Below are 24,164 nucleotides of genomic sequence, written 5' to 3' on the forward strand. Positions count from 1 at the left end.
GCGGAACCGGAGCGGCCCCCGAGCGTGTGCGGACCGGCATGTCCGGCGCGTTGCGGCGAAACACGCGCGTTCCCGGCGGAATATTCGGATCGGGCCTATGCTGGCGTTGTGACCGGCGGCATTCCACGCTGGCGTGTCGCCGACACGCAGCGCGTCGAATCCGGGCCGGCCTCGTCCGGCACTCAGTTCCATGGAGGTGGATATGCGCAGCAGGTATCGAGAGCAGCATACGAACGGTGGCAAGAGCGAACGCAATGTCGACGAGGCGGTCGAGGGGACATTCCCCGCCAGCGATCCGCCATCGATCGGCGGTGTCACCAGGATGATTTCGCGCCCGGCCCATCGAAAGCATCACCGGAAGTCGCCGCACATCAAGCACCGTTAGTGCAGGTTGCGCGGCGCGCATGTCAAAGGCAGCCCGAACTTCGACGACGAGCATTGGCCGGTGATGATGCAATCACAGTGGGGATTGTCGCTTCACCAGTACTACAACCGGACTCCGTACTGGGTAGTCGGAAGGTAGCTAATCCGTCTCGTCGAGAGCGCGAACGTGTCGATGCTCCGGTTTCACGCCTTCGGGAGCGTCACGGACATTCGCGGTGCAGTAGCGGCTAGAGTCGCTTCAGATCGGGAAGCAGGCGATCGAATTCGCGTTTGACCACCCCATAGCATTCGCACACGCGTTTTTCGAGCCCCGGGCGGTCCAGCACTTCGATATGGCCGTAGTTGTAGCGGATGAGGCCTGCGTCTTGCAGCTTCAATGCAGCTTCTGTCACGCCCGACCTGCGCACGCCCAGCATGTTGGCGATCAGTTCCTGCGTCATGCGCAACTGGTTCGAAGGCAGGCGGTCGAGGCTGAGCAGCAGCCAGCGGCAAAGTTGCTGGTCGATCGAGTGATGCCGGTTGCATACTGCGGTCTGAGCCATCTGCGTGATGAGCGCCTGGGTATAGCGCAACAACAGGCGTTGCATGGCATTGCCGCGCCGGAATTCTTCTTTCAGAATGCGCGCGTCGAGCCGGTAGGCCTGCCCCGCGCTTTGCACGACGGCGCGACTCGGCGTCGTTTCGCCGCCCATGAACAGCGACACGCCGATCATGCCCTCATGGCCGACGATCGCGATTTCAGCGGACGAGCCGTCCTCCATCACATACAGCAACGAAACGATCGACGTGGTCGGAAAAAAGACGTAATGAAGCTGGCCCCCCGACTCGTACAGCACTTTTCCCAACGGCATGTCGACAAGGGCCAGGTGAGCGGCGAGGTGAGCGCGTTCGTTTTCGGGCAGCGCGGCAAGCAGGTGATTTTCGGTAATGGGCGGGTTGTCCTGCATGCGAGGCTCCTGCGCGCGGCTGACGATGGTGAATCCGGCCGATATGGGCGCAGCAGAAATCGGCGGGACGAGACACCCATCATACTTTACCGATCCGACGACCGGACAGGATGGCGGCAATGCGTCCTTTTTTCTATGAGTTCGGAATGTCGTTCGAATGCGAACTTACCTTCAAAAAAATTATAGTGTTGGCACATGTCTCATCAAGGTGCGCACAATCACGTGCGCTCGATACGGAACCGATATTTCACGGAGCGTTTGAAGGGAAATCGTGGTCGCCAGGCCTGCCCGGCGTCGACCGCGGAACGGTGTGCCGCGATGACTCGGGTGCGTCGGTACTCGGCGTCCAGGTGGGGAGGTAGGTCGAGGTGGTGGATCTAATCGAAGTGCGCGACGGCGATTGACCGACGGACGAGACGAACGTAGATAGATGACTACGCCGCTCGCCCGGCGCGTCTTGGCGAAAAGTCGATCTTGGTCGCACCGGTATCGGCAGATGCAGGCGTCACGAGAAACACGCGCTTCCCGGCCTTGAATACGTGATGCGACGGCAGGCGCGGATTGACCAGTTCGATGAATTCTGCGGCCGAGATGACGGGCATGAACGCGAACACGTAGCTTTTTCGATACGAACCGATAAAGAGCGCGATGGACGACCCTGAGGGCCGCAGCGGTCATGCTGGTGGCATCAAAGCGTCCCGCGGGCCGAGGATGATTCGGCATTCAGCCAGTAGCCATGCTTGCCGTAAAACTGATACAACGCAATCTCGTCGCTTCGGTAGACGGGCTGTGAATCGTCGTATTCGGGACTGTGGCGAATCGAGTCGCGGTTGAGCGCGGTTGATACCGTTTCCGTGGCCCAGTTCACCCGGTCGAGCCAGTGCGTTGCGATCAGAATTTCCTTGTTGGTCAACCACCAGTTCCGCGTACTGATTGCGAGATAGCGGATCACCCAGGCTTCATCGTCGTAGACGAAGTCAGACACGTGGCCGATGCGTCCGGCCGTGGCTTCGAGCCGATAGCCCTTTACTCTGCTGGTGCCGTGCAGATGCGTATCCGTCGGCACATCGGCCGGCACATCGCGGGGCATTGTGAGGGAGGGGAGCGGATTTCCGGCCTCGAGTTCTCGCGACAGGGTGGCAGAACCGGACGTAGGGTATCCGGCCATGCCCCACCGGTTCGGGCCATCCCAGTAGCGCGGATAATGGTAGTAGCTCAGGTATTCGATCTCGTGTTGGCGGGATACGGGTTGGTGTGTGTCCAGATCCGGGCTGTCTCCCACTTGCTGGCGCGTGAGGTCGACATGCAGCGTGCTGGACCGGGAGTCGGTGTGCTTGATGCAGTAGGGCGAGATGAGCACCTGCCTCTCGTGCAGCCAGTCCTCCGTCTTGACGACGAGGTAACGGATGCACCAGTCGTTGTCGAAGTAGGCTTGATTGACGTGTCCGATGTCTCCGTCCTTTGCACGCACCGCACTTCCGTGTAATGCCTTGGTGCTTCGTAACATGATGTTCTCTTCAGATCGATGCGCGGCATGCCGATGATCCGGCTGAATCGCGAGCCGTGCGGTGGCGTCCAGTCACTCGCCCGCGGATGAAGGGCGATTCGTGCCGATCCCTTTCATTCACGCGGTTCGCAGTCTGGCGCGACGTCGTAACGGATAACCGGCATGCTTTACACGGTACCGGCAATGCGCAATCAACGCGGTACGAAAGCGTACAGAGTGCGTGCCAATCGATGCAGATCAGGGTGTCGAATCGACTCGAATGGAAAGGCCGATGCGTTTCAAGCGTTGGCGAGTTACGCGGATGGGACGTGAAGCCGAGGATGCAGGCATTCGACAATGCGAATTGGCTGCCGACGCGAACTCGCAGTGCGGATTGTTGCTTCATCGTCGATTACAACGGGACGCCGTGCCTCAGCGGATAGACGCGGCCGTGTAGGCTCAACAGGTCGTTGGACCGACAGCCGCGTGTGTGAAGAAAAAATGGGTTCTCATGCTTACATGAACCAGATGAACGTATGCATCCACGATGTATCGTTCGGATCGGCCCTTATAGCTGGCATTGATCGCACAACGTCCGATTCTCAGATTGGCCAGCATGAACGGGCGGCCATCGGACGGCGTCTCCGGAACCGTATTTCCTTTCATACCCGTGATCGTCACCAGTACGTCGGACAAATATTCGTTCCCGCCTCGGGTGCGGCGGATGAAGGTGAGCACGAGAACGTAGCCGCGCATGGCCCCCTTGATGGCGATCGATTGATCCAGTCCAATGCCGCCTGACAAGTAGGACCTGATTGGCGCGCTGTATCGGAGGCAGGTTGCCGGGGGCTGCGGCTGGGGCGATTCCGACGAACATGGCGCTGAGAAGAAGCGCGAGCATTGAGGGCTCAGGGGTTTTCATGAGGGATCTCCTAGAGGATCAGGCGGGGGAGTCGAGGTGTGGGGGCACGGTCTGACTGACAGAGCAGGCCCGGCGCTCACAAATGCGGTTATTCGTGTCGCATGTCCGTTCGTGCCGGACGCTTGCTCTTCATTCGATTGCGTGCCGCTTGTTGTCGAAGGACCCGTTCGCATGCTCTGCGGACGGTTCCCTTCACCGTCGGGCGAAGAGGGGCCCCGTTACGCTATGTGTTTTTCGCTCCTACTGACAATCGATTGAAAGCAGCTCCTAAGATCGGCCATGGGCGCACTCGACGGCGGGCGTACCTGGACGGCGACATGCCGGTCGAACCGTCTTGCTGCGTGTCCACTCGGTCTCCGTTCGGGGGGCATGGCACCGCGTTCGACCGTTGCATCCAGCCGCGCTGGCGGTCAACGTTCGAGCGCATGAACCCGCAAATCGAATCGAACAGTCGTACAGAATCAGCGCCGCTTGATCCTCAAATTCGGGCGAATACTTCGTGAGAATTTGAAGCCGGGTCTTGCGATCCTTCTACTCGGACCCTTTGTCCATACGTGGATCTGTACGCATTCGCCAATTGTTACGGTCGGTATTCGCGCACCCAGTTGCGAGTGCATACACCTCTGCATCCCACTGGCGGCCTAACTCGCCAACTTCGCGCACAGAAAGTCCCGCAGGGAATGCCTTTGGTTTTACGGATACGCGCGCCTTCGATGACGCGCTCGAACGTCCAGCGAACCCGCCTGCGGCCATTTTTTGTGATGGTTTCGATGTGCATGACGCGAGAGACCTGTATAGCGAGTCGAGGTCGTAGACAAGCGTTTTATGTCCCAGCCTGAATCGCTGAATCACAGTGCAGCCGCGATCGATGCAACTGATGTTTGGTAGGCACCGCCGGGGAAAGCGGCGGCCTCCTTCGCAGTTGCGCGCTTGCCTTTGGATAGGTCCATGCTACGAACCCTCCTGTCTCAAAAAGTACGTTGATGCAATGCAGAAAAATTTGTGACGGGTTAGGAGATGAACTGCGAGCCGCGCGTGACCGAAGACGGCAAGCACGCGGCCTATCGTGGCTACGACGTCGAGATTGGGGCGATCAAGCGTGATCCGGATACAATGGTGGCTGTTGTAAATTTGACGCCATGCCCGCCAAAGCTCCCCGTCAAATTTAAACATTCGGTGCGCCGCTTCCTGCAATCTCAGTATCCGGCGCGTGCTACGATGACCACTGGCCGAGCAGGGGGCTGCAATGAATCTGGACGGATTCAAGCCATATCGCGGCTATTTCTATCGAGTCTCTGCAAAGTTTGGCGACAATGGCCAGTGGTGCAGCACGATTGATGTTCTTCGGCGTCATTGGAACGGTACAACCGAAACCGTGATTTCGCAGATGAATGTGCCTGGCATGTTCATTTCTGAGAGCCTGGCCCTCGACGCCTCTAACGCCTACTGCCACTTGCTCATCGACGAGGGAAGTTTCGGGGATGAGTAGTCTCAAGACACCCTCCTGAATTCGGCGACCCAGACCCACGGATTTGCGTCCCTGCTATTGCCCCGCGCGGCGGTCAGCCTGTCCCACAGTCACTGATACGACTCGCGCGCCGTCTGAGTGCCTTCGCCGTTATCGTACTGGTACGCTCCAGCGAACGTGCCTTAGTCCTCCACATCATCCTCGCTGATGTCCTGCAGGTGCTTGACCACACGCCGGCGATCTCAAGCGTATTTCATTCATGCTAGGCTCCTTCCAAGTAGCGGAGGTTGTCATGCAGCGCACGATCAAGTACCGCGGATTTGAAATTGATATCCAACTGATCGCATCCGCTCCAGATATGTTCGATGTCACGTTCCAGATAAAGGGGCGCGACAATCTCGGCATACTTGGCGCGCATGGGCATCGGATACCGCTTCGAAACGGCCCATTTACCCGACGCTGGGCATACCTTGTTGCCGAGATCGCTGGGCAGGCAGCGATTGACGTTCTGCTCGGCCCCGCTGATTGATTGCATGTGCGTCCCAGCGGAAAGCGGTGGCCATCGTTTCGTCGGCTGCTGCGATGTGCCCGGCGTCTATCAGGTGCGCGGCTACCTGCCCCCAACCTGACCATACCGCGTCCGAGCGTCGATTCGCCGTCAAGCGCGAATGAGATTCGCGGTCACGAAAGTTTGTCAGATCGATGCGCGCGACTATACTTCGATCGTCTGACGAAATTGGGCCAATCTTTGGGGCTGAGTTCGACCCAACACATGCGGGGCCAGACGTACAGCGGTGCCGCGGTGAGTCGACGTTGACGTATTGAACCAACATCGCTGCAAGCGTGGAGCGGCCGGAATCGTCCAACTGTCCTAAGCAATCGTGTATCTGCGGCCCGGCCCGTCACCGTGAGGCTTCGACCGACCCCACGCCGCCAATCGGCTCGATACGAATGCGATCGCGCTGGGCGGGATCGATGCGTCCCTATCCGTGTTCGGCGCACTTTTTGTCGGCGCAACACTTGAGATCCGTTCGATTCAGCGGCAACCGTTACCGGGATTGCGGGGAGAACCTGGCATGCGTTTTCAATCTAGGCTTCACCACGGACAGGGGGAGGCACGGTCTGGGCCTCACGCCGGGGCTTACATGGAACCGCACTGGCTGCCCAGGCGCGTGCGCTCCGGCAGACACGGTGCGATGACGCCTGCAAAGGCGAAACCGTTGCCCTCGACCCACCACTGGCACCGTCAAGGGTCCTGCGTGAGCGCGCAGAGCGATTCGGTCAATCGTCGCGTCCTCGTGATCAACGACAACGTTGCGGCGCACCAGAATTTCCGCAAGATCCTCGCTCGCCCACTGGACGGCGAAACTGCGCTGGCCGCAACCCGGGCGCCGTTGTTCGGCGAGGTTCCAGCCGGTCGAGCGGCGTTTCAGATCGATTGCGCCTATCAGGGCCGGGACGCGCTGGAGCGGGTCGTGCGTGCGCTGGAGGAGGACAAACCCTATGCGATGGCCTTTGTCGACACGCACATGCTGCACGGTTGGGACTGCCTTCAGACCATCGAGCGACTCTGGCAAGTGGATCCGAAGCTGCAGTTTGCCCTATGCAGCCCGCATTCCGATACCCCTTGGGGCACCCTGGCCAGGCGCCTGGGCGCAGACGACCGGCTGCTCATTCTCAAGAAGCCATTGAACAACATCGAGGTCCGTCAGACGGCCAGCGTGCTGACCACGAAGTGGCAGATGACGAAAGAGGCGGCCTTCAAGACGGGCGACCTGGAAGAGCTCGTCGAGGAAAGAATCAATGCGCTTGCCGAAGCCAACGTCATCGTCCAGAACAGTCCGGTCATTCTTTACCGTCTGCGCGGCGTGCCGTCGTTTCCGCTCATCTACATATCGCATGACATCGCCAGGTTCGGCCACGACCGCGCTACCTTGCTCGCTTCGCCAGTCTGGGCCAACGAGCTTGTCGCGCAGGACGACCAGGCCAGAGTCGATGCGGCGCTGGCGCGAATACTGGACAAGGACACCGAAGGCGTCTCGATCGAGTTCCGCTTGCGCACTGGCGACGGCGCTTACCGTTGTGTCGAGAATCGCTATGTTCCGGTTCGCGACAAGGATGGACGGCTAATCGAAGTCGAAGGGATCATCATCGACATTGCCGAGCGCAAGGCGGCGGAGGAAAAGATCGCGCGGCTCGCTCATACCGACGCGCTCACGGGAACGGCGAATCGTGCCGGCTTCCTCGCGCGGGTGCGCCACGCTTTCGCCGCGGCCCGACATGGCACCATGCCGTTTGCGATCTTGTTTGTCGCTCTCGACCGCTTCAGGCCGGTCAACGACAGGCTGGGTTATCCGATCGGCGACCCGTTGCTTCGGGAGGTGGCGGAGCGCCTCGGGAATTGCGTTCAGGAAAGCGACCTGGTTGCACGGTTGGGCGGCGAGGCGTTTGCCGTGGTGCAGGGCGAGATCATCGAGCCGGCGGACGCCGGGGCACTGGCTGCGAAGCTCCAGGCGGCGCTGGCGGCTCCCTATCTGCTTGGTGGTAACGATGTGCGGATTTCGGTGAGCATCGGCATCCGGGCGTACGTCCAGGGCGACAGTGGAGCAGACGCCATGCTGATGCAGACCGATTTGGCGCTCCACCGCGCGAAGCATCACGGCGGCAACCGGTACCGCTTTCATTCCGACGAACTGGACCACGAAGTACGCGAACGTGTCGCACTCGCCGACGACTTGAAAGGAGCGATGGATCGCGGCGAGCTGGAACTCCAGTACCAACCCGAGGTTGAGTTGTCCTCCGGAAACATTCTCGGAATGGAAGGGCTGGTTCGCTGGCATCACCCGACGCGAGGCCTCATTGCTCCCGGTGTGTTCATTCCGATCGCCGAGAGGGAAGGCTCCATGGCAGCGCTTGGTCGCTGGGTGCTGGATCAGGCGTGCCGGCAAATGAGAGCGTGGCGCGACGAGGGGGTGGCCCCGCTGATGATCGCGATCAATCTGTCTCTCTTCGAGCTCTGGAGTGCTCAAACGTTCGTGCGCGATGTCGCTGAAGCTGCCGCGAAGTGGCAGCTTGCCCTCTCCGATCTGGAATTCGACGTGACCGAGGCGACACTGGCCAGGCTGTCGTGGGCACAAAGCGACATACTCCCGCAGCTGCATGCGCTCGGCGCGAAGCTTGCCATCGATGATTTCGGTAGCAATTACGCGTCATTTGAGTATGTCAAGGCTTATCGCGTGAACCATCTCAAGATCGCGCGATCCCTTATCCACCGGTCAACCAGCGATCCAGAGAGTGCGGCGACGATACATGCCATCGTCACCTTTGCGCACAGTATCGGGATCGGAGTCATTGCCCAAGGCGTGGAGACGGAGCAACAGCGTGCGCTGCTGGCTGCGACGAATCGGGCGACAAGTGCGCAAGGCTTCCGTTTCAGCGAAGCGGTGGGGGCCGCTCGCGCCAGCGAACTCCTGCGCCAAGGCCACATCGCGCCATGCGCGGCGCCTTGTCCGGAAGGGTAGGCATTCGATGGTCGCGGCTGCACGTTTCGCACGGGTACCCGTTGACAAGAATCGAAAACCGATACGCATAGCGAATCGATGGTGCTGGAGCCGACTGGCTGGTTCGGCCGGTTCGGGTCGTCAAGCGACACCCGCGGCAATCCGCGAAGAATTGCTTGCATCGACGTCCCGATTGCCGGAAAAGAAGAAGGGGCGTCGCGAAGCCGCCGATCCTGATGTGCGATCGCTCACGTCCTGCCAGGTTCGAGCAGGTTCTTCAGCGCAGCCAGCTGTTCCTTCTGCATGTTCAGCAATTCAGTCCATTGCTCCTCGCGCAACCCGTCCAATTTTTCATGGAGCAACATGATCTCGAGTTCGGCCTTCAGATTGATTTCATAATCGTGTTCGGCCGACACCCGATCCTTGTATGACTGCCGGTTCTGGGCCATCAGGATAATGGGCGCCTGGATTGCTGCCAGCATCGACAGAAACAGGTTGAGCAGGATATACGGGTAAGGGTCGAAGGCCTTGCTGTACGTTGCCAGAATCAGCGAATTCAGGCTGACCCAGACGACCATGACCACAATAAAGCACGTGATGAATATCCACGACCCACCGAAGGCCGCAACGGCATCCGCTGCGCGCTGGCCGCGCGTTGCCGTTGCATCGAGCGTTTGCGTGGAGTCTCTCGCTATGTGCTTTCGTTCCGCGATGAGGCGTGCAACATTTTTCGTGCGCTCGTCCAACGATTCATAGGGTATGCCGAAGAATTTTTCGGCAAGCTCGGCAGGTTTGTGCATGTCGCCCTCCGCGCGGTCGCACAATCCGGACGGAATGGAACCGCAATAACGTCATGGAAAAATGTTGCCGGCGCAGCAATCGGAAAGCACGGAAACCGAACGAGACCGAACGGCGTTCTGTCCCGGTTCCGTTGCCATTCGGCTCAGCGGACAACGTCCCGTGCGATTCCGCACGCTACCGGAATCGGAGCGGTATGAACAGGCTGACGCCCGGCGCGGGCTGAGGGGCATAAACGACTGGGGGCGGCGCGTACACATAGTCCTGGGAGTCCTAGTAGTCGCCGCGACGGTAGACATTGTCCGGATGTTGATAGGCATGCCGATCGCGGTGATCCCATCGGTGTCCATGGTGCGGCCGGTACCCGTTGTCCATGCGGTGCTGCTGTAGCTGGCTTTGATCATGCTGATAGCCGTCATACGGGCCATGCTGCTGACCGTCGTAGTCGCCGTAGTCCGCGCCGAGCGCCGACGCCATGGACATGCCGCCAATCGCCAAGGCCAGGCCAACCGCCGTCATGCTTCTGGTCATCATCGAGCCGACCGACGCGACGCGTACTTCTGGAGTTTTCATGATGTTCTCCTGTCTGAGATCTGGAGCGCCGAACGTGGGCACCGGTCCGCTTCCCGCTGCGGGTGTCTCGCGATCACCCCTTCCTCGCGGAGTGTCGATGGTGAGTCCGGAAAATCAGATCGGCATTCCTCTTCTGGGCATCGGACATGCTGTCGTATAACATCTGAAACGCAGGGGTGAGCCTTCTGATGCCGTCCGCATGAACGTCGGCAACCTGGCCATAGGACTTGAGGTCGTCGACCGCGCTCATGGTGTTGGCATGACTCGTTCTCGCCCGTCTGAGCGCGTCCATCGTGCCCGCATTGTCGCGCATGACCCGCGCGACCTTGTGCCAAAGTTCTTCTTGCGCCGCGGTGATCTGAGCCTGTCGTGAAGGTCATTGATGCGCGTATCGATTCGATCGTGGTGCCTGTGCTGCAAAGGCAAGCAGCCATGTGCCCTTGTCACTGCATTCCCCTTACGCTGCAACGGCCGTCAAGTTGTGGCTCAGGGCCGAGCGCGCTTGCCGTGCCGGTCGAGACAAGGCATGCCTTGACCATATCCCGGATCGAAGTAGCATAGTGATCGGCACCGATCGCACTCTGGAGATCCTTGCTCCACTGATCGGTATCGCCTGCCGGCCAGAGACCAACGACGATCAACGCGTCCGGCAGGCGTTGTCGTACACGTCGCAACAGGTAACGGAGGTGGGACGGGATTCCATCGATACCTAGATAAAAAATACACACCACGGTCACCTCGGTGACGTCCAAACCGCCGATCCGGACGCGCGAGGCTGCGTCATGGCTGACCACCCGGCAATCGAGATCGTGCTTGCCGAGAAGCTGGACGAGCATGGCCGATGCCAACTCGTCGAGCGGTCCCCGGCCGGCTATGCAAAGAATCTGTTTGCCGGCGCGCGGAACCGGGGGACCTTCGATGCTGGGCGAAACAGCATGTGGCGCGGGTTCGCACGATACCTTTTGTCCGCCAGCGGCTGGCGCCAGCGCGCCCCGGTTGCCCGCCGCTGCGTTGGTACCCGGATCGGTGTCCGCGAAGCCTTCCAGACCCTCGATGATGTCGTTGACGGTGGTCTCGATTCGCGCCAGTTGTGCCGGCGATACGCCGCCACGCGAGACGTCGTCGGCCGCAAGCTGCAAACCCTTGAGGACGATTTCATCGTAATAGGAAGAGAGCGGCCGGTCGCGAAGCAGTATCCTGGCTTGCTCTATTGCGTCATCCGGGTCGCCGGCGAGCGCTCGCTGGTAAAAGTTTTCGACCGGAGTCAGCGCGGGCTGGTCGCCAAGCAGCACGTCGAGAAATTCGAGCCGCGTAACGTGGCGACCGAGGACCAGCAGGCAAAGTGTCAGCGGAGTGGACAGAATGAGCCCAATTGGCCCCCATATCCAGCTCCAGAAAATCGCAGCTACGACGACCGAAAATGGGGAAAGGCCAGTGCTATGGCCGTACAGCAGCGGCTCGACGACCTGACCGACCAGCAACTCGACGATCAGGAAAAGCACCAGCGACCCAGATCGCCATCGACCACTCCGGACTGACGGCCGCGGCGAGCGCGGTAGCCAGAATGGCGGAGATCCAGATTCCGACGTAGGGAACAAGACGCAACAGCGCGGCCAGAATCCCCCACAGCACTGGGCCCGGTACGCCAATAATGGACAGCCCGATCCCGATTACGATGCCCACGCCTGCGTTTACGCCGAGTTGCGAAACGAAATATCGGCTGAGGCGCCGTGCGGCCTCGTCCATTGCGGTGGTGGTCCGATGCAGATCTCTCGAGCCAAACAACCGGATAGTGCGATCCCGAAGATCATCACGTTGCAACAGAATGACGATGGTGACGATAAATACGATGAAGGCCGTCTCAAGTGGACTGACGACGGGAGACAGTATGCGCCGTGCAAGCTGGAATGGTGTCTGGGCTGGCTCGCGCACCTCGACGGGAAGCGCCATAGGCGGTTGGGAGCCGGCGGATGATGAAGCAGATTCGCGTATCGCTTTCGGCGGGTCAACGGTTGCCCGTTGAAGCGCCTGGCCAGCAGCACTTGCCAGCCGGTTCAATTTTTCAACCGTGAGTCCATGCACGGCATCGATCTTTTTGTCGATACTCGCCTGATAACGGGGGATATCAACAGCGAGATCCGTGATCTGGGCGGCGATCACCGCCCCGATCACGACGATCACCGAGAGCGACATCGTCACCGCAAGGAGAACCGAGACCACATGGCCAAGCCTGATGCGGCCAAGAAGATTGGCCAGCGGAGCGACCAGGAAGCTGAGCAGAATCGCTAGCGTGACCGGGATCAGGATCTCGCGCGCGAAATAGAGCGCAGCGACGACCGTGACGCCAACGGCGAGCGTAATCAAGCCCTCCACGCCTGGTGTCTCAGGAGGCTTGATGCGCGCCGATGGTCTCGCGGGGCGCGACTCCTTGAAATCGAACATGACGGCTAATGCCCGCGATATAGTCCATTCCGGTGGGTGCTTTCGGACCGGTGCGAATGCACCCCATGCAGGCCGAAAATCGAAGCGTACGGCATACGTTGCTCGCAGCCTGGCTTGAAGTCGGTACGGTGCCGTACCCGCTTCGGGCAGTGCCACTTCTCGTTAGCCCCGCGGCACGATGGGGCACCCGGGAGCCGTGCTCGACGGCTGGCCGGTTGCGGAGCCCCGCAATCTGTGGCCGGGCTGGGTCGGGTTTAGTTGCCGTGCGGCATTCGCGTGCCCGGTGAAGATACTGAACGGTGCAGCGATGCTTCGTGCATCGCGGAGCCCGGTGAGTGGGTACGGGAGGAAACAGTCTTCGGAACGCGTTTCGTGACGCCCCGTCGTTCACACGCACGATCCGGGTACGGCAGCGTACCGATTTGCCCGGCGATCGGGCGCACGTTCGGATCAAGCGCCGGGGTCCCAGTGGCCAGAGCGCGCAGGACGACTCGGGATGCGACGCGTTACATCGCTTACGGCCGGGCCGTCGTCACCGAAACGGAACGCCACCGTGAATGCCACCACACGGGTTCTATGCGCCGCGCTTGTCGCCGCGGCATTCGCTGTCGGCGCGTGGGACAACCTGTACCCCCGCGGTCCTCCTCTTCATCATCGCCGTCGTCATCGCGCTGTCCGTGCGGGGCGCCAACGTGTGGGAAAAATTCGTGATCCTGCGGATCGGAAAGCGGCAGAGCGTCGAGGGTGCCGGTTTTTTCATGCGCATCACGATCCCCGACAATGTAGACGCGGCCACCGAAGAACGCATTCAAACCACCTCCTTCAACACCGAACAAGCGCCGACCAAGGACACGTGCCCGTCAATGTCGACGCCGCCATCTTCTGGCACGTCCATGACGCGCAGAAGGCCACGCTCGCCATTACCGACTACCGGCAAGCCATCGAGCGCGTTGCGCAAGCCTCGGTGCGAAAGATGATCGGGGCGTCGATGTCAGCCTCGCTGTTGTCGGATCGCAAGACGGTCGGCATGCACCTGCGCGACAAGATCGGTAGAATGATCGCGGATTGGAGCGTGCCTGTCCAACCGGGGCATGTGGTACGGATGACTAGCACGGCGGACCTATCAGGTTCGCGCAAACTGCCATGAGAAAAATCCTCCTCAATGCACTGGCCGCATTCTTTGCGGGCGGAGTCTGGCTTGCCCCCGCGCCGAGCCACGCGTATGCGCTAGACGCTCAGTTCGACTGTAAAACCAACGCGCACGCGTTCATCGTGCGCCTGTTGAATCACGGCTATATCGATCGCGATCCGATGCGGGTCGAAGAGAATTCGATCAACGCATTCCGGCCTACAAGGGACGCCGCGCTAACGGTGTTCGGCTTCAACGTCTATGCCGTTTTCGCCTATGAGCAGTATGACGCGCTGTTCAGGCAAGGAAGCGGCCACCCTCTGCCGGGCTCGATTTACGGCGTCGTCGTCAAGGCGCCGATCGAGTCGGTCGAGGAGCATTCTCGGCTTGCGGGCAGCAAGGCCGTCGCGCATCAGGTCATTCCGTTCATTCTCACCGCCATCGTCTGCGCAAGGCCCTGAGACTAGCGCCGCACAAGCCGCGCTAACGGTGCTTGATGTCACGTGGGGAAACGCTTGACGGCGATTGCATGGAGCACCGTCCGTCACGCGCGGGGTCGCCGCAACTGCGCTGAAACTTTAGATCGCAAACTCGGCCATCGTCGTCGAGCGAAACGCGCACCAGAACACGCCGGTGGGTCGTGGGACGGTACAATCGACAGCGTCAACGACGTGCGATCTGTCCACGAGAGATTGTTCACCGAGATCTGGTTGCCGGTGTCAATGCCCGAGTCCCATACGGCGCGTCATGGAGCCACATGGTTTGCATTATTCATCGATTTTACATAATTAACACTGACGCTTTTTAATATGTGCAGCCATATCCTGATGTCGTGTTCTGGCTATTTACAGGTGTCGTGTTTTTGACGGCTGGCATGCTAGAGGGCTCATACGACTACCGGGCCGGGCGGGAAAGGTACTGGCGACACGATCCACGCTGTGGACGCCGGAAGGCTGCGCCGACTTGTCGCGCGCGTTTCGCCTCTTCCCCATGGAGATAGGTCGAGGTGGTGGCCACTGACGCGTGGCGCAAGTTGTCACGCACGACGACCAGTTCGACGCCGGCGTCCAGCGCGTGGGTGGCATGGGTGTGACGTAGCCAGTGGGGGCTGGCGTGCCGTAGCTTCTCGGCGAGCGCCGGATGACGGGCGTTCACGCGCTCGGCCGCCTCCCGAAAAAACTCACCTAACACTTGCCGCAACCGCGCCGCGCTGATACCGGTGTGGCGTTCCGCACGATGTTCCGCAGTGAGAGCGGCCACCAACGGGGTGGTCGGCTGCCAGCGAGCACGCATGACGGGCAGGCCCCGCGCCTTCAGCGTGCGCCCCAATGCATCGCGCGCGAGCGGCGGCAGGGCTACGCGTCCGGACCTCGCGCCTTTGCCGGTCACCTCGAGCCACAACATGCCCCGAGCATCGGCCGCGATGTCGCCCAGCGTCGTGACCACCAGCTCCTGTGCACGCAATCCGGTCGCGACGCCGAAGTCCAGTACAAAACGCAGCCGTTCCGCGGCCGGGGCGGTCCAGCCGGTCCGCTCGAGACGGTCGGCTGCGGCCCTCACGATGTTCCACTCACGATCGGTCAGCGCCCGGCCGACATCGAACGGCGCGCGGGTGGCGCCGCCGCGCACCGTTACCCCCGCGAAGGGATTGAGCACGACATAGTGCTGGCTTATGAGCCACCCGAACAGCGCGCGCAGGACTGCCAGCGCATAGGCGGTTGACCGCGCCGTCAGAGGTCCTGCGAACGGACGCCAGGCGGATGTGGTACGTGGGCGCGGCGGCCCGGTCCAGCGGGCGTGGGGCGTTGGATGCCGCAGAAAGGCGCGATAGGCGATCGCATCGTCGGTGGTCAGTGACGAGAGGGGCTGGCGGCGCTCGACAATGGCCCACAGCAACAGCCGTTCGGCCTCGCGCCGGTACGCGCGGGCGGTGTGGAGGGACTCGTGCAGCGCGAGCCACGCCTCGATCGCCTGGTAATCGTTGGTCGCGGCGAGCCCGCAGCCATCGCGCGGGGCGCGGAAGCGTCCCCGCGAACCGTCGAGGTCGGTGGGCAGCGCATCCAGGGACCATCGCGGGACCGACTGAGCGGTCACGGCCTCGTAAGGAGCCAGCGAGGCGGCCCGCCGGCTCAGGTCCGGGTGCGCCGCGACAAAGGTTTCGACGCGGTTCGCACCCTGGCGCCCCAGTCCCGGTATCGGATGCCACCAGCCCCGGCGGTGGGCGATCCGCACCAGCAGGTCGGCGAAGGAGTCGATGTCGGCTGCGGCAAGTGCGCGCGCGATGCGTGGCGGCACCCAGCGGTGTACCGGGTCGGCCGGCTGTGGCGCGGGGATGGGGGTGGAGCACAGGGCGTCGAGCGCGGAGACGAGTTGCGCCACATGACGGGTGCGGTCTGCAGCCGGATGGGTGAACAGCGGGATCAGGTCATCGCGCTGGCGGGCGATCGCGCATGCGACGAGCTGGCGGCGGATGCGGCCCAGCAGGCCGCGTGAGGACTGGCCGTCGTCGCGGACATGGTCGAGGTAGCGCGTGACGGCGGCGCGCGCGGTGAGCCCTTCATGCCAGGCGCGCAGGGCGGCCAACGAAGCGAGGTCGGGCAGGGCTGTCGCGGCGAAATTTCCGTCGTCCGATCCTGCGGAGGAGGCAGGGGTGGTGCTCATGAACCCAGTTTAGGTCGCTGGGAGAGCACTCACGATAAGACTATTTATCGCAAACCAATCGATTGAGCATCCACTGCGGGCAGCGTCGCTCAGTCGGGTTCAGTCCTGGAATGGCGTTTTCCCAGCCTCGGCCGAAGCGCAACCCTAAATGCATTCGGCCGCCGCACGCTACTTGCAAGCTGGGAGTCGGTAATGCAAGCAACGGGGGAATTTCAGTCGGCGACTCCGAAATTACGGCAAACGTTTGCGGGCAAGCGCTATATATTGTGTTTGATGTTGGTTGTGACGCGATATATAGTGGTCATAAGGGCGGTTGTCTATGATCACGTCCATTTTGAGTGCATAGCAACCAGTGGACGTGCTTCGAACGGCACGTTTGAATGGCTATCGATCTCCCGGCCCGAAATCCCATTTGAGTGGGGGACGGGCGTCCTTCCTCAAAAATAGTTGTGACGACCGCGAAATCGCTGGAAATTAATGCACCCCCTAATTGGCTTGGGACTGTTCGCGGCTGCTGTGGCCTGGCTCTGTTCTGACAACAAGGAATCCAAGATGCCCGCGATACAAAAGCAATTCGAAGATTTCCACGCGAACATCAAGCTCGACGATGATGATGAGAAGGCGAAGCTTCGCGAAAAACGCGAGACGCTGCTTAGGACGTTGCGGGCCAGCCTCGGGGATGACGTCCCGTCCTTCGAGAACTTCAATCAGGGTAGCTACTCGATGCACACCGGGATCGTGCCGCTCGATCAGAACTACGACATCGACGTTGGGCTCGTTTTCGATTGCAAGCGGGACAAGTACCCCGACCCAGTGGAACTTAAGAAGAAGGTCCGTGATGCGCTCGACTCGAACGGACGCACGGTCGCTATCCGGCGCCCGTGCGTGACCGTCAACTACATGCGCGGCGACAAGCCGGAGTACCACGTCGACTTGGCCATTTATACCAAGCGTGATGACGGATTGCTCGACTTGGCCAAGGGCAAAGAGAACTCGGGCGATAGCTTCCGAGTTTGGGATGCGTCGGATCCGAAGAGGCTAACTGAGATCATCTGCACCGCGTTCAAGGACTCGAGCGAGCTAGCACAGTATCGTCGGTGCATTCGCTATATCAAGCGCTGGCGCAACGTCCATTTTCGCAATGGAGGCGCGCCGCTCAGCATCGCACTCACCGTGGCGGCGAAGGAGTGGTTTAGACCACGGTTTGAAACGTCGGGCAAACCTACTGACCTGCTGGCACTCCTCGATTGGATCAAGGCCATGCTGTCACGCTTTGGAAATGTCTACACCAACGATGACGGTTGGCACGAGCGGTTGAAGGTCTCGTTACCGGTGACCCCGTACAACGACCTGATGGCGTGGATGACCAAAGGGCAAATGAGCACATTCAAGGAGAAACTCGAAGGATTGCGCGACGCGCTGAGTGACGCATATGACGAGGATCTACCGGAGGACGCTTGCAAGCTGCTGACGAAGCAGTTTGGTGAAGATTTCAAAATTCCAGAGAAGGCGGAGACCGCAAAGGCCGTCGCTGCCCCGGTCATTAGCACGGGAAATTCTGCGTGACTGCGACTGTGTCCGCTGCACAAGAGAAGGTGGACGCGTGCTTTCTAGTCGTCGAGACGCAATGCGTCGAGCGCAGGTTGGTGCCGCCCATTCGCCTCGCCTGTGCCTCAGACGGACACCTTGCTGTCCGGTTATATGGCGCAACACGTACTTGGGACATCAGCATCGACTGCACAGAAACCTTGTTGAGATTGCCGCGTGTCTCCCTGGTTTCGCCGGCTGGACTTCTGGCGCACGTCTCGTATTCCTGCATCATCTGCGTGAACGATGGACAGGGACTGTCCATTGATCCTGACCGACGTGCTGACATCGTCGCGTACACGCTCTTGGCTGCATACGACCTGCTTGAAAAATCAGCCACTGATGCTGTCGCAGGTAGAGACGAGTTCTTCAACGAGCTCGAGGGATACTGGGCCAGCATGCCCGAGACACTGCGCGGTCGCGCGGCCTTCGAACCGGATGGCAAGGAGCGGCTTATTTCGGCGTACCTGAATGCGCGGGGGAAGCAGCCCAAGTGGTATTTTGCCGACCAAAATCAACCACTTCCGCCCGAATTCTACGGCGAGAACCTTGCGACAAAGCGAGCGTTGTACCTTCACTTGGATGACTTTCCGCTACCGCCGGAGAATCCTGGGAAAGTTGACGCCGACTTTATCGAAGCGGTTCGGGCCAAGCTTTCCGTGACACAACTGCAACTGTGGGCCCAGTTGTTTGGACCGTCGAAGGGCGGCCCGAAACAAATAGCGTTGCTGGTGACTGTCCCGCGAGCCGATGGCGGCCGCTCATTGGTGGGGATGCGCTTTCCAACGGCCGGCGCGTGAAGTGCCTGACCGTCGTCGACGACTTCACGAAAGAGGCTGTCGACATCGTCGTCGACCATGGCATCTCAGGTTTGTATGTCGCTCGGGCATTGGACCGTGCAGCTCGCTTCCGTGGCTATCCCAAGGCGGTGCGAACAGACCAGGGACCCGAATTTACGAGCCGCGCGCTTGACCAGTGGGCGTATGCGAACGGCGTCACACTGAAGTTGATTCAGGCGGGCATCCTCGAGCGCATGAGCGCCGCAGCACCCGAGATCATCGCCGCGCCGGCGCTGCTGCGCGAGTTGCGTGCGCGCGGCTAGATCTGCCTCAATATCCGCTGATCACGATCCGCAAACCGGCACTTTAGCTGTGCAGCTAAAGTGCCGGTTTGCGCTAAGGAAAGCCTTATTCCTGGATCAGGGGTTGCGGTTCCTCGCATCTTTCGTCCACGCCGGTGCCATCATCAATGGTGACCAAGAGATTGATCTTGTAGTGCACCGCCAAATTTATCTTGGCGGGGCAAGGCTTTTACATTGATTTTCGACGTCAGTTTACATTGACTTACGATACGCCCCTGATTGCAAGTCCATGATATTGCATACGAAATTCATCATAGAACTTTTGGCCACGACAGCATCTCCTGGCCAACTTTGGGTTCGTCGCGGAATTCCGCAGACGTTTGTGCGCGGCCCCGGGGAACGTGATGCTAAGCGATTGCGGGCCTTCTTCGACTCAACTCGTGAGTTGATTACAGACCCGATTCGACTCGCGATCTGAGATGGAATCGTGGGCGACCTCGGTGGGTTCATGACGGCGTTTCAATGGGAGCGGGAGATGGTTGTGCAGCTTGTCGGCTGATCAATCGGTTATCCGAACCCCTAGGGCTGACGTATTCGCGTCAAGGGGCAGACCAGGGAAAGGGGGACGATTTTATCGGATGGGGTCGGCTCGATCCGCTCGCCTATCTGAAGGACGTCCTCACACGATTGCCGACCCACAAGGCCAGCGACATCGACGCGCTGCCGCCGCATCGCTGGCAGCCTCTCTCGACCGCCGCCTAAACTCGCTCGTCAAGACGCGTTGGCTGGCCGTACCGTCAAGGGGCCGCGGTTCGAACAGGAAATCACGGGCAGCGCAGGCTCAATATTTCCCGTGGAAGTTTTATGGTTCAAGGAAGCGATACACGGAAGCTATTTGGGGAATCGTTCGCCGGATGGAACTGGTTCTATTGCAGATATCGAGGCGCGCAGCGGAAGTTAAGTGGGGAATCCCTCGGAAGTTTTATGGTTACCTCAACACCTGGCCGTTCGGCCAGGGTCAGCGCGCCGGCGCGGCGAGGCGGGCGGCCGGGGATCCGGTGGTCCGGGCGGCAGGCGCCGCGGGCGGGACGGCCGGGGCGAGATTCGCGTAGCGCGCGTCGGTCAGCGTGCCGAGGAACGCGACGATGTCGTCGATTTCCGCGTCGGTCAGCGCGGGCGGCGTGCCCGGACGGCGGTTCATCGGCGTCGAATTGACGTTGATGTTGCCGCGATAGGCGGCCGGCACGTCGTCGAACGTTCTGGCGCCGTGATACCAGTAGCCGGGGTCGGTCGAGCGCGTGTTGTAGAACGCGACCGCATCGCGCAGCGTCGTGAACACGCCGTTGTGCATGAACGTCTGCTTGATCGCGACGTTGCGCAGCCCCGGCGTGCGCAGGTAGCCGCACCATTGCGTCGGCTCGGGCCAGCGCAGCCGCGTGGCCGTGTCGCACAGGCCGTTGTCGAAATGGCGCGGATCGCGGTTCGCGGGCAGCGCGCGATTGCGCGGCACGGCGATCGCGTCGTAGCCGAAATCGGTGAAGAGCGAGCGCTCCGGCCGGCTCGACGTCTCCGACAGCGTGTGGCAGCTCATGCAGTTGCCCTTGTCGGGATTGCGGAACAGCGCCAGCCCGCGCATCTCGGCCGGCGCGAGCGGCTTGCGGGTGCGCAGGAATGCGTCGAAGCGCGACGTGAACGGCGCCATGTCGTCGCTCTGCAGATAGGCCTCGACGGCCGACCCCAGCGCGCGCACCAATTGCTCGGGATCGCGCCGCACCGACGCGCCGAAGCGCGCGGCCAGATCGCCCGCCAGTTCGATGCCGTCGACCTTGCGCAGCAGCGCGGCCGGCGACCGGTTGTTCATCTCGTTCGGATCGAACAGCGGCCCACGGATCTGTTCGGCGAGCGTGTCGGCGCGGCCGTCGCTGAAAAGCCCGCCGAATGGCGACGGTGCGGGCGCATCGTCGTCCTGGTAGAAGTGGCGGCGCGGCACGTAGCGCACGTAGAGCAGCGATGGCGCATTGCGCTGGCTGAAGCGTCCGTGGCGGCTGCCTTCCGGCACGCCGGGCCCCGCGAGCGAAGCGGCCGACAGCGTCGGCGCGAATGCACGCCCCGGATCGTGGCAGCCCGCGCACGACATGCCGCGCGGCTCGGACAGCCGCGGATCGAAGAAGATCCGGCGGCCGAGCGCGACGAGCGTCGGGTCGGGCGCGAAGCGGGCGGTCGCCGCGTCGACCTTGCCGGTCACCTGCGGCGTGCCGTTGCCGATCGTGTCGACGACGCGCGACGGTGGGGCGCCGGGGAGCAGGACCGTTTCGGACGGCGCGGCATGGGCCGCGAGCGCCGCGCCGGCGAGCACGGCGGCGGCAAGCACGCGTACCGTGCGGCCGCTGCCGGTCACCGACACCGAAGCGCAAACCGAACGCACGGCGCAGGCGGCCGACGAAACCGAAGCGGAAGCCGAACGCCCGGCGCTGCCGGTCACCGACACCGAAGCGCAAACCGAACGCTCGGCACAGGCGGCCGACGAAACCGGCCGCTTCGGCGATCCGGCCATCCGTCGCCGGCGGCCGCCCGAATCTGTCAAACCCGTCAAACCGTCATGCAATCGAACTTCGTCGGTCACGGCGCGATGAACCCCGTCTTGTCGCAGGCGAGCGTCGTGCCCGACTGGTCGCACGATGCGAGCAGCTTGCCCGCCGCCGAATACGCACGGAACACCCAGCCCGTCGCAGGCGCCGCACGCCGCTCCATGATCAGGAAGCCGAAAGTGTTGTTGTGCGACAGCCGCTCGATCACGGCGCCCGGTGCGGGCGTCAGGCCGGCCGGGAACGGGTCGGGCAGCGCGACGTCGAGGTTGTCGCCGCCGTTGCCGGACACGATCGTCGCCGGATGTCCGGACGAGAAGTTGATCGCCTGGAAGTCGTGCACGTGCCCGTGCAGCGCGACGTGGACGCCGGGCGGGTAGTACGCCTGCGCGTTCAGGCTCGACATCACCGACTGCAGCGCGAGGTTGCCCGGCGCGGGCGTGCTGCCGGCGATCGGCGCGAACGCGAGGATCGGATGGTGGTTCGTGAAGATCGTCGTCGTGATGCCGGCCTTCGACGCGAGCGACGCGACCGTCTGGAACTGCTTCTGGTAGATCCGGAATTGCGCGTCGGTCGTCTTCAGCGGATTGCGGCCGACCTTTGCGGTGTCGAACACGATCACCTGCGTCCCGCCGCCGAGCGACACCGCATAGGGATCCGAGTAGTTCGCGTCGTTGTCGTTGGCCGGATCGTCGCACGAACGGGCCGCCGAATACGGGCGCGGATCGAGGAAGCGGTACCAGCCCTGGCCGGCCCGCGCGCATTCCTCGTGGTTGCCGCGCACGACCACCCACGGCGCCTTCGCGAACAGCGGCGCGGCCGGACGGAACAGGTCGGCCTGCCACGTATCCCAGCCATAGCCCCACGGGCTGTCCTTGCAGCCGGCGATGTCGGGCGGGCACGCGTTCTCGCGATAGTGATAGTCGCCAACATGCAGCACGAGATCCGGCGACAGCTTCGCGACGCTCGCCGCGATCGTGTCGAACGGCCAGACCGTCGCGTCGTTGCACGCCTGCCATGCGTTGTCGGCCTTCTTCATCCGGCAGCCGGTGTCGGCGATGATCGCGATGCGCTGCGGCTGCGCTTTCGGCAGCGGCAGCGCGCGGCCCGCGACGCTGGCCGTCTGCGCATCGGCCGGCAGCGTCGTTTCGCAGACCGACACCGGGAAGCTCGACGGTTTCGAGTCGGCCGGGTCGCTGGCGGTCGGCCGCTGCGCGACGGTCGCGGCACCGGCGCGCAGTGTCATGCGCGACAGCTTGCCGTCGACGGACAGTTGCGGACACAGCGGATCGCTCGCGGAAGCCGGGCTGTAGTTCGTGATCACGCGCGCGATCACCTGGTTCGCATCGCCGATCTCGACCCAGGCGGCCTGCACGTTGATCGCGGCACTGGCCGGGTCGGCGGGCGTATCGATGTGATTCGAACACGCGGACAGCGCCGCGAGGGCAACAAGCGGAGCGCAACGCACGAACAGTGCGCGAGAGAGGAGTCGTCGCATGGGAGGCACCGTAGGAAAGCCGTCAACGATACGCAACGCGAATGTAAGAAATATGAAACGCGGGGTGCCACAAGCGCCCGGCGCGCGAGTGGTGCCGCGGTCGCGGGCTTGACCTCAAGCCGGCTTGAAGCAGCATAGTGTGCATCACGGTCAACGACGCGGACAAAAGGAGAATCGGCGATGGAAGACAACCGGGCAAACGAAGCGCAGTCTGCGCTGTGGAACGGCCCGTCGGGGCTTGCGTGGGTCGACGCGCAGCGCTCGCTCGACCGGATGTTCGAGCCGTTCGAGACACTGCTCGCGGATGCGGCGGTGGCGGCGTCCGCACGCCGCGTGCTCGACGTCGGCTGCGGCACCGGCGCGGTGACGCTCGCGATGGCACGGCGGCTGGGCGCGCATGCGCACTGTACGGGTGTCGACATCTCGGCGCGGATGATCGCCGCCGCACAGGCACGCGCCGAGCGCGATGGCCTGGGCGCCAGCTTCGTGCCTGCGGATGCGCAGACGCATGCGTTCGCGCCGGATCAGTTCGACCTGATCGTGTCGCGCTTCGGCGTGATGTTCTTCGACGATCCGGTGCACGCCTTCGCGAACCTGCGCCATGCGGCGCGCGCGAACGCGCAACTGCGATTCGTCGCATGGCGCGGCGCCGCCGACAATCCGTTCATGACGACGGCCGAGCGGGTCGCGGCGCCATTGCTGCCGAATCTGCCGGCGCGGCAGCCGGGTGCGCCGGGACAATTCGCGTTCGGCGACCGGCAGCGGATCGCGTCGGTGTTGTCGGACAGCGGCTGGGCCGATATCGCGATCGAGCCGATCGACGTCGCGTGTGCGTTGCCGGCGCCCGCGCTGGACGACTACGTCGCGCGACTGGGGCCGGTCGGGCTCGCGCTTCGGCAGGTGGATGACGCGACGCGTCGACGGGTGATCGATACGGTTCGCGCCGCATTTGAGCAATACGTGCAGGGCGCGGACGTACGCTTCGACGCGGCGTGCTGGCTCGTCGCGGCGCGGGCGGCGTCCGCATGACGCTTCAGCAGAACGGCGGCGGGCCGACGTTGGGCACGCGCGTTGCCGTTCACCCGTGACAAAGCCGGGCCATG

At 62.1% G+C, this 24,164-nt stretch carries 18 protein-coding genes and 3 pseudogenes; 10 read left to right on the plus strand and 11 right to left on the minus strand.

What is annotated here, in order from left to right:
• Positions 1–611 precede the first annotated feature (611 nt).
• From LMA02_RS21370 to LMA02_RS21385, 4 genes are all read right to left on the minus strand, one after another.
• A complete protein-coding gene (locus LMA02_RS21370; protein ID WP_228909703.1) occupies positions 612–1,331 on the minus strand; it encodes a Crp/Fnr family transcriptional regulator in 720 nt (239 codons plus the stop codon).
• 434 nt (positions 1,332–1,765) lie between these two features.
• A complete protein-coding gene (locus tag LMA02_RS21375; RefSeq protein ID WP_175789881.1) occupies positions 1,766–1,945 on the minus strand; it encodes a hypothetical protein in 180 nt (59 codons plus the stop codon).
• Between the two features lie 74 nt (positions 1,946–2,019).
• A complete protein-coding gene (locus LMA02_RS21380) occupies positions 2,020–2,838 on the minus strand; it encodes a PRC-barrel domain-containing protein (protein WP_175789880.1) in 819 nt (272 codons plus the stop codon).
• Positions 2,839–3,276: 438 nt separating this feature from the next.
• Positions 3,277–3,621, minus strand: a complete 345-nt coding sequence (locus LMA02_RS21385) for a carboxypeptidase regulatory-like domain-containing protein (protein WP_228909704.1) — start codon at positions 3,619–3,621, stop codon at positions 3,277–3,279.
• A 1,364-nt stretch (positions 3,622–4,985) separates the two neighbouring features.
• On the opposite strand from LMA02_RS21385, the gene LMA02_RS21390 reads away from it, so the two are divergent.
• The 3 genes from LMA02_RS21390 (at position 4,986) to LMA02_RS21400 (ending at position 8,728) form a co-directional block, all read left to right on the plus strand.
• Positions 4,986–5,228, plus strand: a complete 243-nt coding sequence (locus LMA02_RS21390; protein WP_175663604.1) for a hypothetical protein — start codon at positions 4,986–4,988, stop codon at positions 5,226–5,228.
• Positions 5,229–5,499: 271 nt separating this feature from the next.
• Positions 5,500–5,736, plus strand: coding sequence for a hypothetical protein (locus LMA02_RS21395; RefSeq protein WP_175663605.1), 237 nt, complete (start codon positions 5,500–5,502; stop codon positions 5,734–5,736).
• Positions 5,737–6,352: 616 nt separating this feature from the next.
• Entirely contained in the window at positions 6,353–8,728 is a 2,376-nt protein-coding gene (locus tag LMA02_RS21400; protein ID WP_228909705.1) for a GGDEF domain-containing protein, read from the plus strand.
• A 227-nt stretch (positions 8,729–8,955) separates the two neighbouring features.
• Here the strand turns inward: LMA02_RS21400 and LMA02_RS21405 are convergent, their stop codons facing one another.
• The 4 genes and pseudogenes from LMA02_RS21405 to LMA02_RS21420 all read right to left on the minus strand — a co-directional run bounded on the left by LMA02_RS21405 (position 8,956) and on the right by LMA02_RS21420 (position 12,520).
• Positions 8,956–9,507 carry a DUF1003 domain-containing protein gene (locus LMA02_RS21405; protein WP_012365732.1) on the minus strand — a complete coding sequence of 184 codons (552 nt, stop codon included), beginning with the start codon at positions 9,505–9,507 and terminating at the stop codon, positions 8,956–8,958.
• Positions 9,508–9,778: 271 nt separating this feature from the next.
• Positions 9,779–10,078: a hypothetical protein gene (locus LMA02_RS21410; protein ID WP_228909706.1), complete on the minus strand. Its 300-nt coding sequence runs from the start codon at positions 10,076–10,078 to the stop codon at positions 9,779–9,781.
• Between the two features lie 73 nt (positions 10,079–10,151).
• Positions 10,152–10,391: a hypothetical protein gene (locus LMA02_RS21415; protein WP_228909707.1), complete on the minus strand. Its 240-nt coding sequence runs from the start codon at positions 10,389–10,391 to the stop codon at positions 10,152–10,154.
• A 130-nt stretch (positions 10,392–10,521) separates the two neighbouring features.
• A pseudogene (locus tag LMA02_RS21420) lies at positions 10,522–12,520 on the minus strand (AI-2E family transporter).
• A gap of 853 nt (positions 12,521–13,373) precedes the next feature.
• Between LMA02_RS21420 and LMA02_RS35595 the strand changes: the two are divergent.
• Positions 13,374–13,667, plus strand: a complete 294-nt coding sequence (locus LMA02_RS35595) for an SPFH domain-containing protein (RefSeq protein WP_407045216.1) — start codon at positions 13,374–13,376, stop codon at positions 13,665–13,667.
• Positions 13,664–14,110 (plus strand): hypothetical protein, encoded by a 447-nt coding sequence (locus LMA02_RS21430; RefSeq protein ID WP_175663608.1) that lies wholly within the window; start codon positions 13,664–13,666, stop codon positions 14,108–14,110. The genes LMA02_RS35595 and LMA02_RS21430 overlap by 4 nt, the downstream gene beginning before the upstream one ends.
• A gap of 433 nt (positions 14,111–14,543) precedes the next feature.
• Here LMA02_RS21430 and LMA02_RS21435 read toward each other — a convergent pair whose 3' ends face one another.
• Entirely contained in the window at positions 14,544–16,310 is a 1,767-nt protein-coding gene (locus tag LMA02_RS21435) for a phage integrase family protein (protein ID WP_228909708.1), read from the minus strand.
• Between the two features lie 552 nt (positions 16,311–16,862).
• Between LMA02_RS21435 and LMA02_RS21440 the strand changes: the two genes are divergently transcribed.
• From LMA02_RS21440 to LMA02_RS21455, 4 genes and pseudogenes are all read left to right on the plus strand, one after another.
• Complete coding sequence (locus tag LMA02_RS21440; protein WP_148094368.1) at positions 16,863–17,876, plus strand: nucleotidyltransferase; 1,014 nt, start codon at positions 16,863–16,865, stop codon at positions 17,874–17,876.
• The gene (locus LMA02_RS21445; RefSeq protein ID WP_228910098.1) at positions 17,873–18,697 is read left to right on the plus strand and encodes a hypothetical protein; all 825 of its coding nucleotides are present in this window, start codon (positions 17,873–17,875) and stop codon (positions 18,695–18,697) included. Before LMA02_RS21440 ends, LMA02_RS21445 begins: the two co-directional genes overlap by 4 nt.
• Positions 18,670–18,918: pseudogene (locus LMA02_RS21450) on the plus strand (DDE-type integrase/transposase/recombinase); the annotation flags it as partial. The gene LMA02_RS21445 and the pseudogene LMA02_RS21450, both read left to right, overlap by 28 nt.
• Before the next feature lie 711 nt (positions 18,919–19,629).
• A pseudogene (locus LMA02_RS21455) lies at positions 19,630–19,740 on the plus strand (transposase domain-containing protein); the annotation flags it as partial.
• Between the two features lie 256 nt (positions 19,741–19,996).
• Here LMA02_RS21455 and LMA02_RS21460 read toward each other — a convergent pair.
• On the minus strand, positions 19,997–21,571 hold the full coding sequence (locus LMA02_RS21460) for a cytochrome-c peroxidase (protein ID WP_416378684.1): 1,575 nt from the start codon (positions 21,569–21,571) through the stop codon (positions 19,997–19,999).
• A 26-nt stretch (positions 21,572–21,597) separates the two neighbouring features.
• Positions 21,598–23,061: a metallophosphoesterase family protein gene (locus LMA02_RS21465; protein WP_228909710.1), complete on the minus strand. Its 1,464-nt coding sequence runs from the start codon at positions 23,059–23,061 to the stop codon at positions 21,598–21,600.
• A gap of 180 nt (positions 23,062–23,241) precedes the next feature.
• Here LMA02_RS21465 and LMA02_RS21470 point away from each other — a divergent pair, with 180 nt between their 5' ends.
• Positions 23,242–24,090: a class I SAM-dependent methyltransferase gene (locus LMA02_RS21470; RefSeq protein WP_228909711.1), complete on the plus strand. Its 849-nt coding sequence runs from the start codon at positions 23,242–23,244 to the stop codon at positions 24,088–24,090.
• Positions 24,091–24,164 lie beyond the last annotated feature (74 nt).

The sequence above is a fragment of the Burkholderia sp. B21-005 genome (assembly GCF_020843965.1).
Taxonomy (GTDB): Bacteria; Pseudomonadota; Gammaproteobacteria; order Burkholderiales; family Burkholderiaceae; genus Burkholderia; species Burkholderia ambifaria.

Bases quoted from the DNA above. Each gene is read 5' to 3' on its own strand.
- LMA02_RS21370 (WP_228909703.1), bottom strand. From the start codon at position 1,331: ATGCAGGACAACCCGCCCATTACCGAAAATCACCTGCTTGCCGCGCTG.
- LMA02_RS21380 (WP_175789880.1), bottom strand. From the start codon at position 2,838: ATGTTACGAAGCACCAAGGCATTACACGGAAGTGCGGTGCGTGCAAAG.
- LMA02_RS21390 (WP_175663604.1), top strand. From the start codon at position 4,986: ATGAATCTGGACGGATTCAAGCCATATCGCGGCTATTTCTATCGAGTC.
- LMA02_RS21395 (WP_175663605.1), top strand. From the start codon at position 5,500: ATGCAGCGCACGATCAAGTACCGCGGATTTGAAATTGATATCCAACTG.
- LMA02_RS21400 (WP_228909705.1), top strand. From the start codon at position 6,353: ATGGAACCGCACTGGCTGCCCAGGCGCGTGCGCTCCGGCAGACACGGT.
- LMA02_RS21405 (WP_012365732.1), bottom strand. From the start codon at position 9,507: ATGCACAAACCTGCCGAGCTTGCCGAAAAATTCTTCGGCATACCCTAT.
- LMA02_RS21410 (WP_228909706.1), bottom strand. From the start codon at position 10,078: ATGAAAACTCCAGAAGTACGCGTCGCGTCGGTCGGCTCGATGATGACC.
- LMA02_RS21415 (WP_228909707.1), bottom strand. From the start codon at position 10,391: ATGCGCGACAATGCGGGCACGATGGACGCGCTCAGACGGGCGAGAACG.
- LMA02_RS21430 (WP_175663608.1), top strand. From the start codon at position 13,664: ATGAGAAAAATCCTCCTCAATGCACTGGCCGCATTCTTTGCGGGCGGA.
- LMA02_RS21435 (WP_228909708.1), bottom strand. From the start codon at position 16,310: ATGAGCACCACCCCTGCCTCCTCCGCAGGATCGGACGACGGAAATTTC.
- LMA02_RS21440 (WP_148094368.1), top strand. From the start codon at position 16,863: ATGCCCGCGATACAAAAGCAATTCGAAGATTTCCACGCGAACATCAAG.
- LMA02_RS21465 (WP_228909710.1), bottom strand. From the start codon at position 23,061: ATGCGACGACTCCTCTCTCGCGCACTGTTCGTGCGTTGCGCTCCGCTT.
- LMA02_RS21470 (WP_228909711.1), top strand. From the start codon at position 23,242: ATGGAAGACAACCGGGCAAACGAAGCGCAGTCTGCGCTGTGGAACGGC.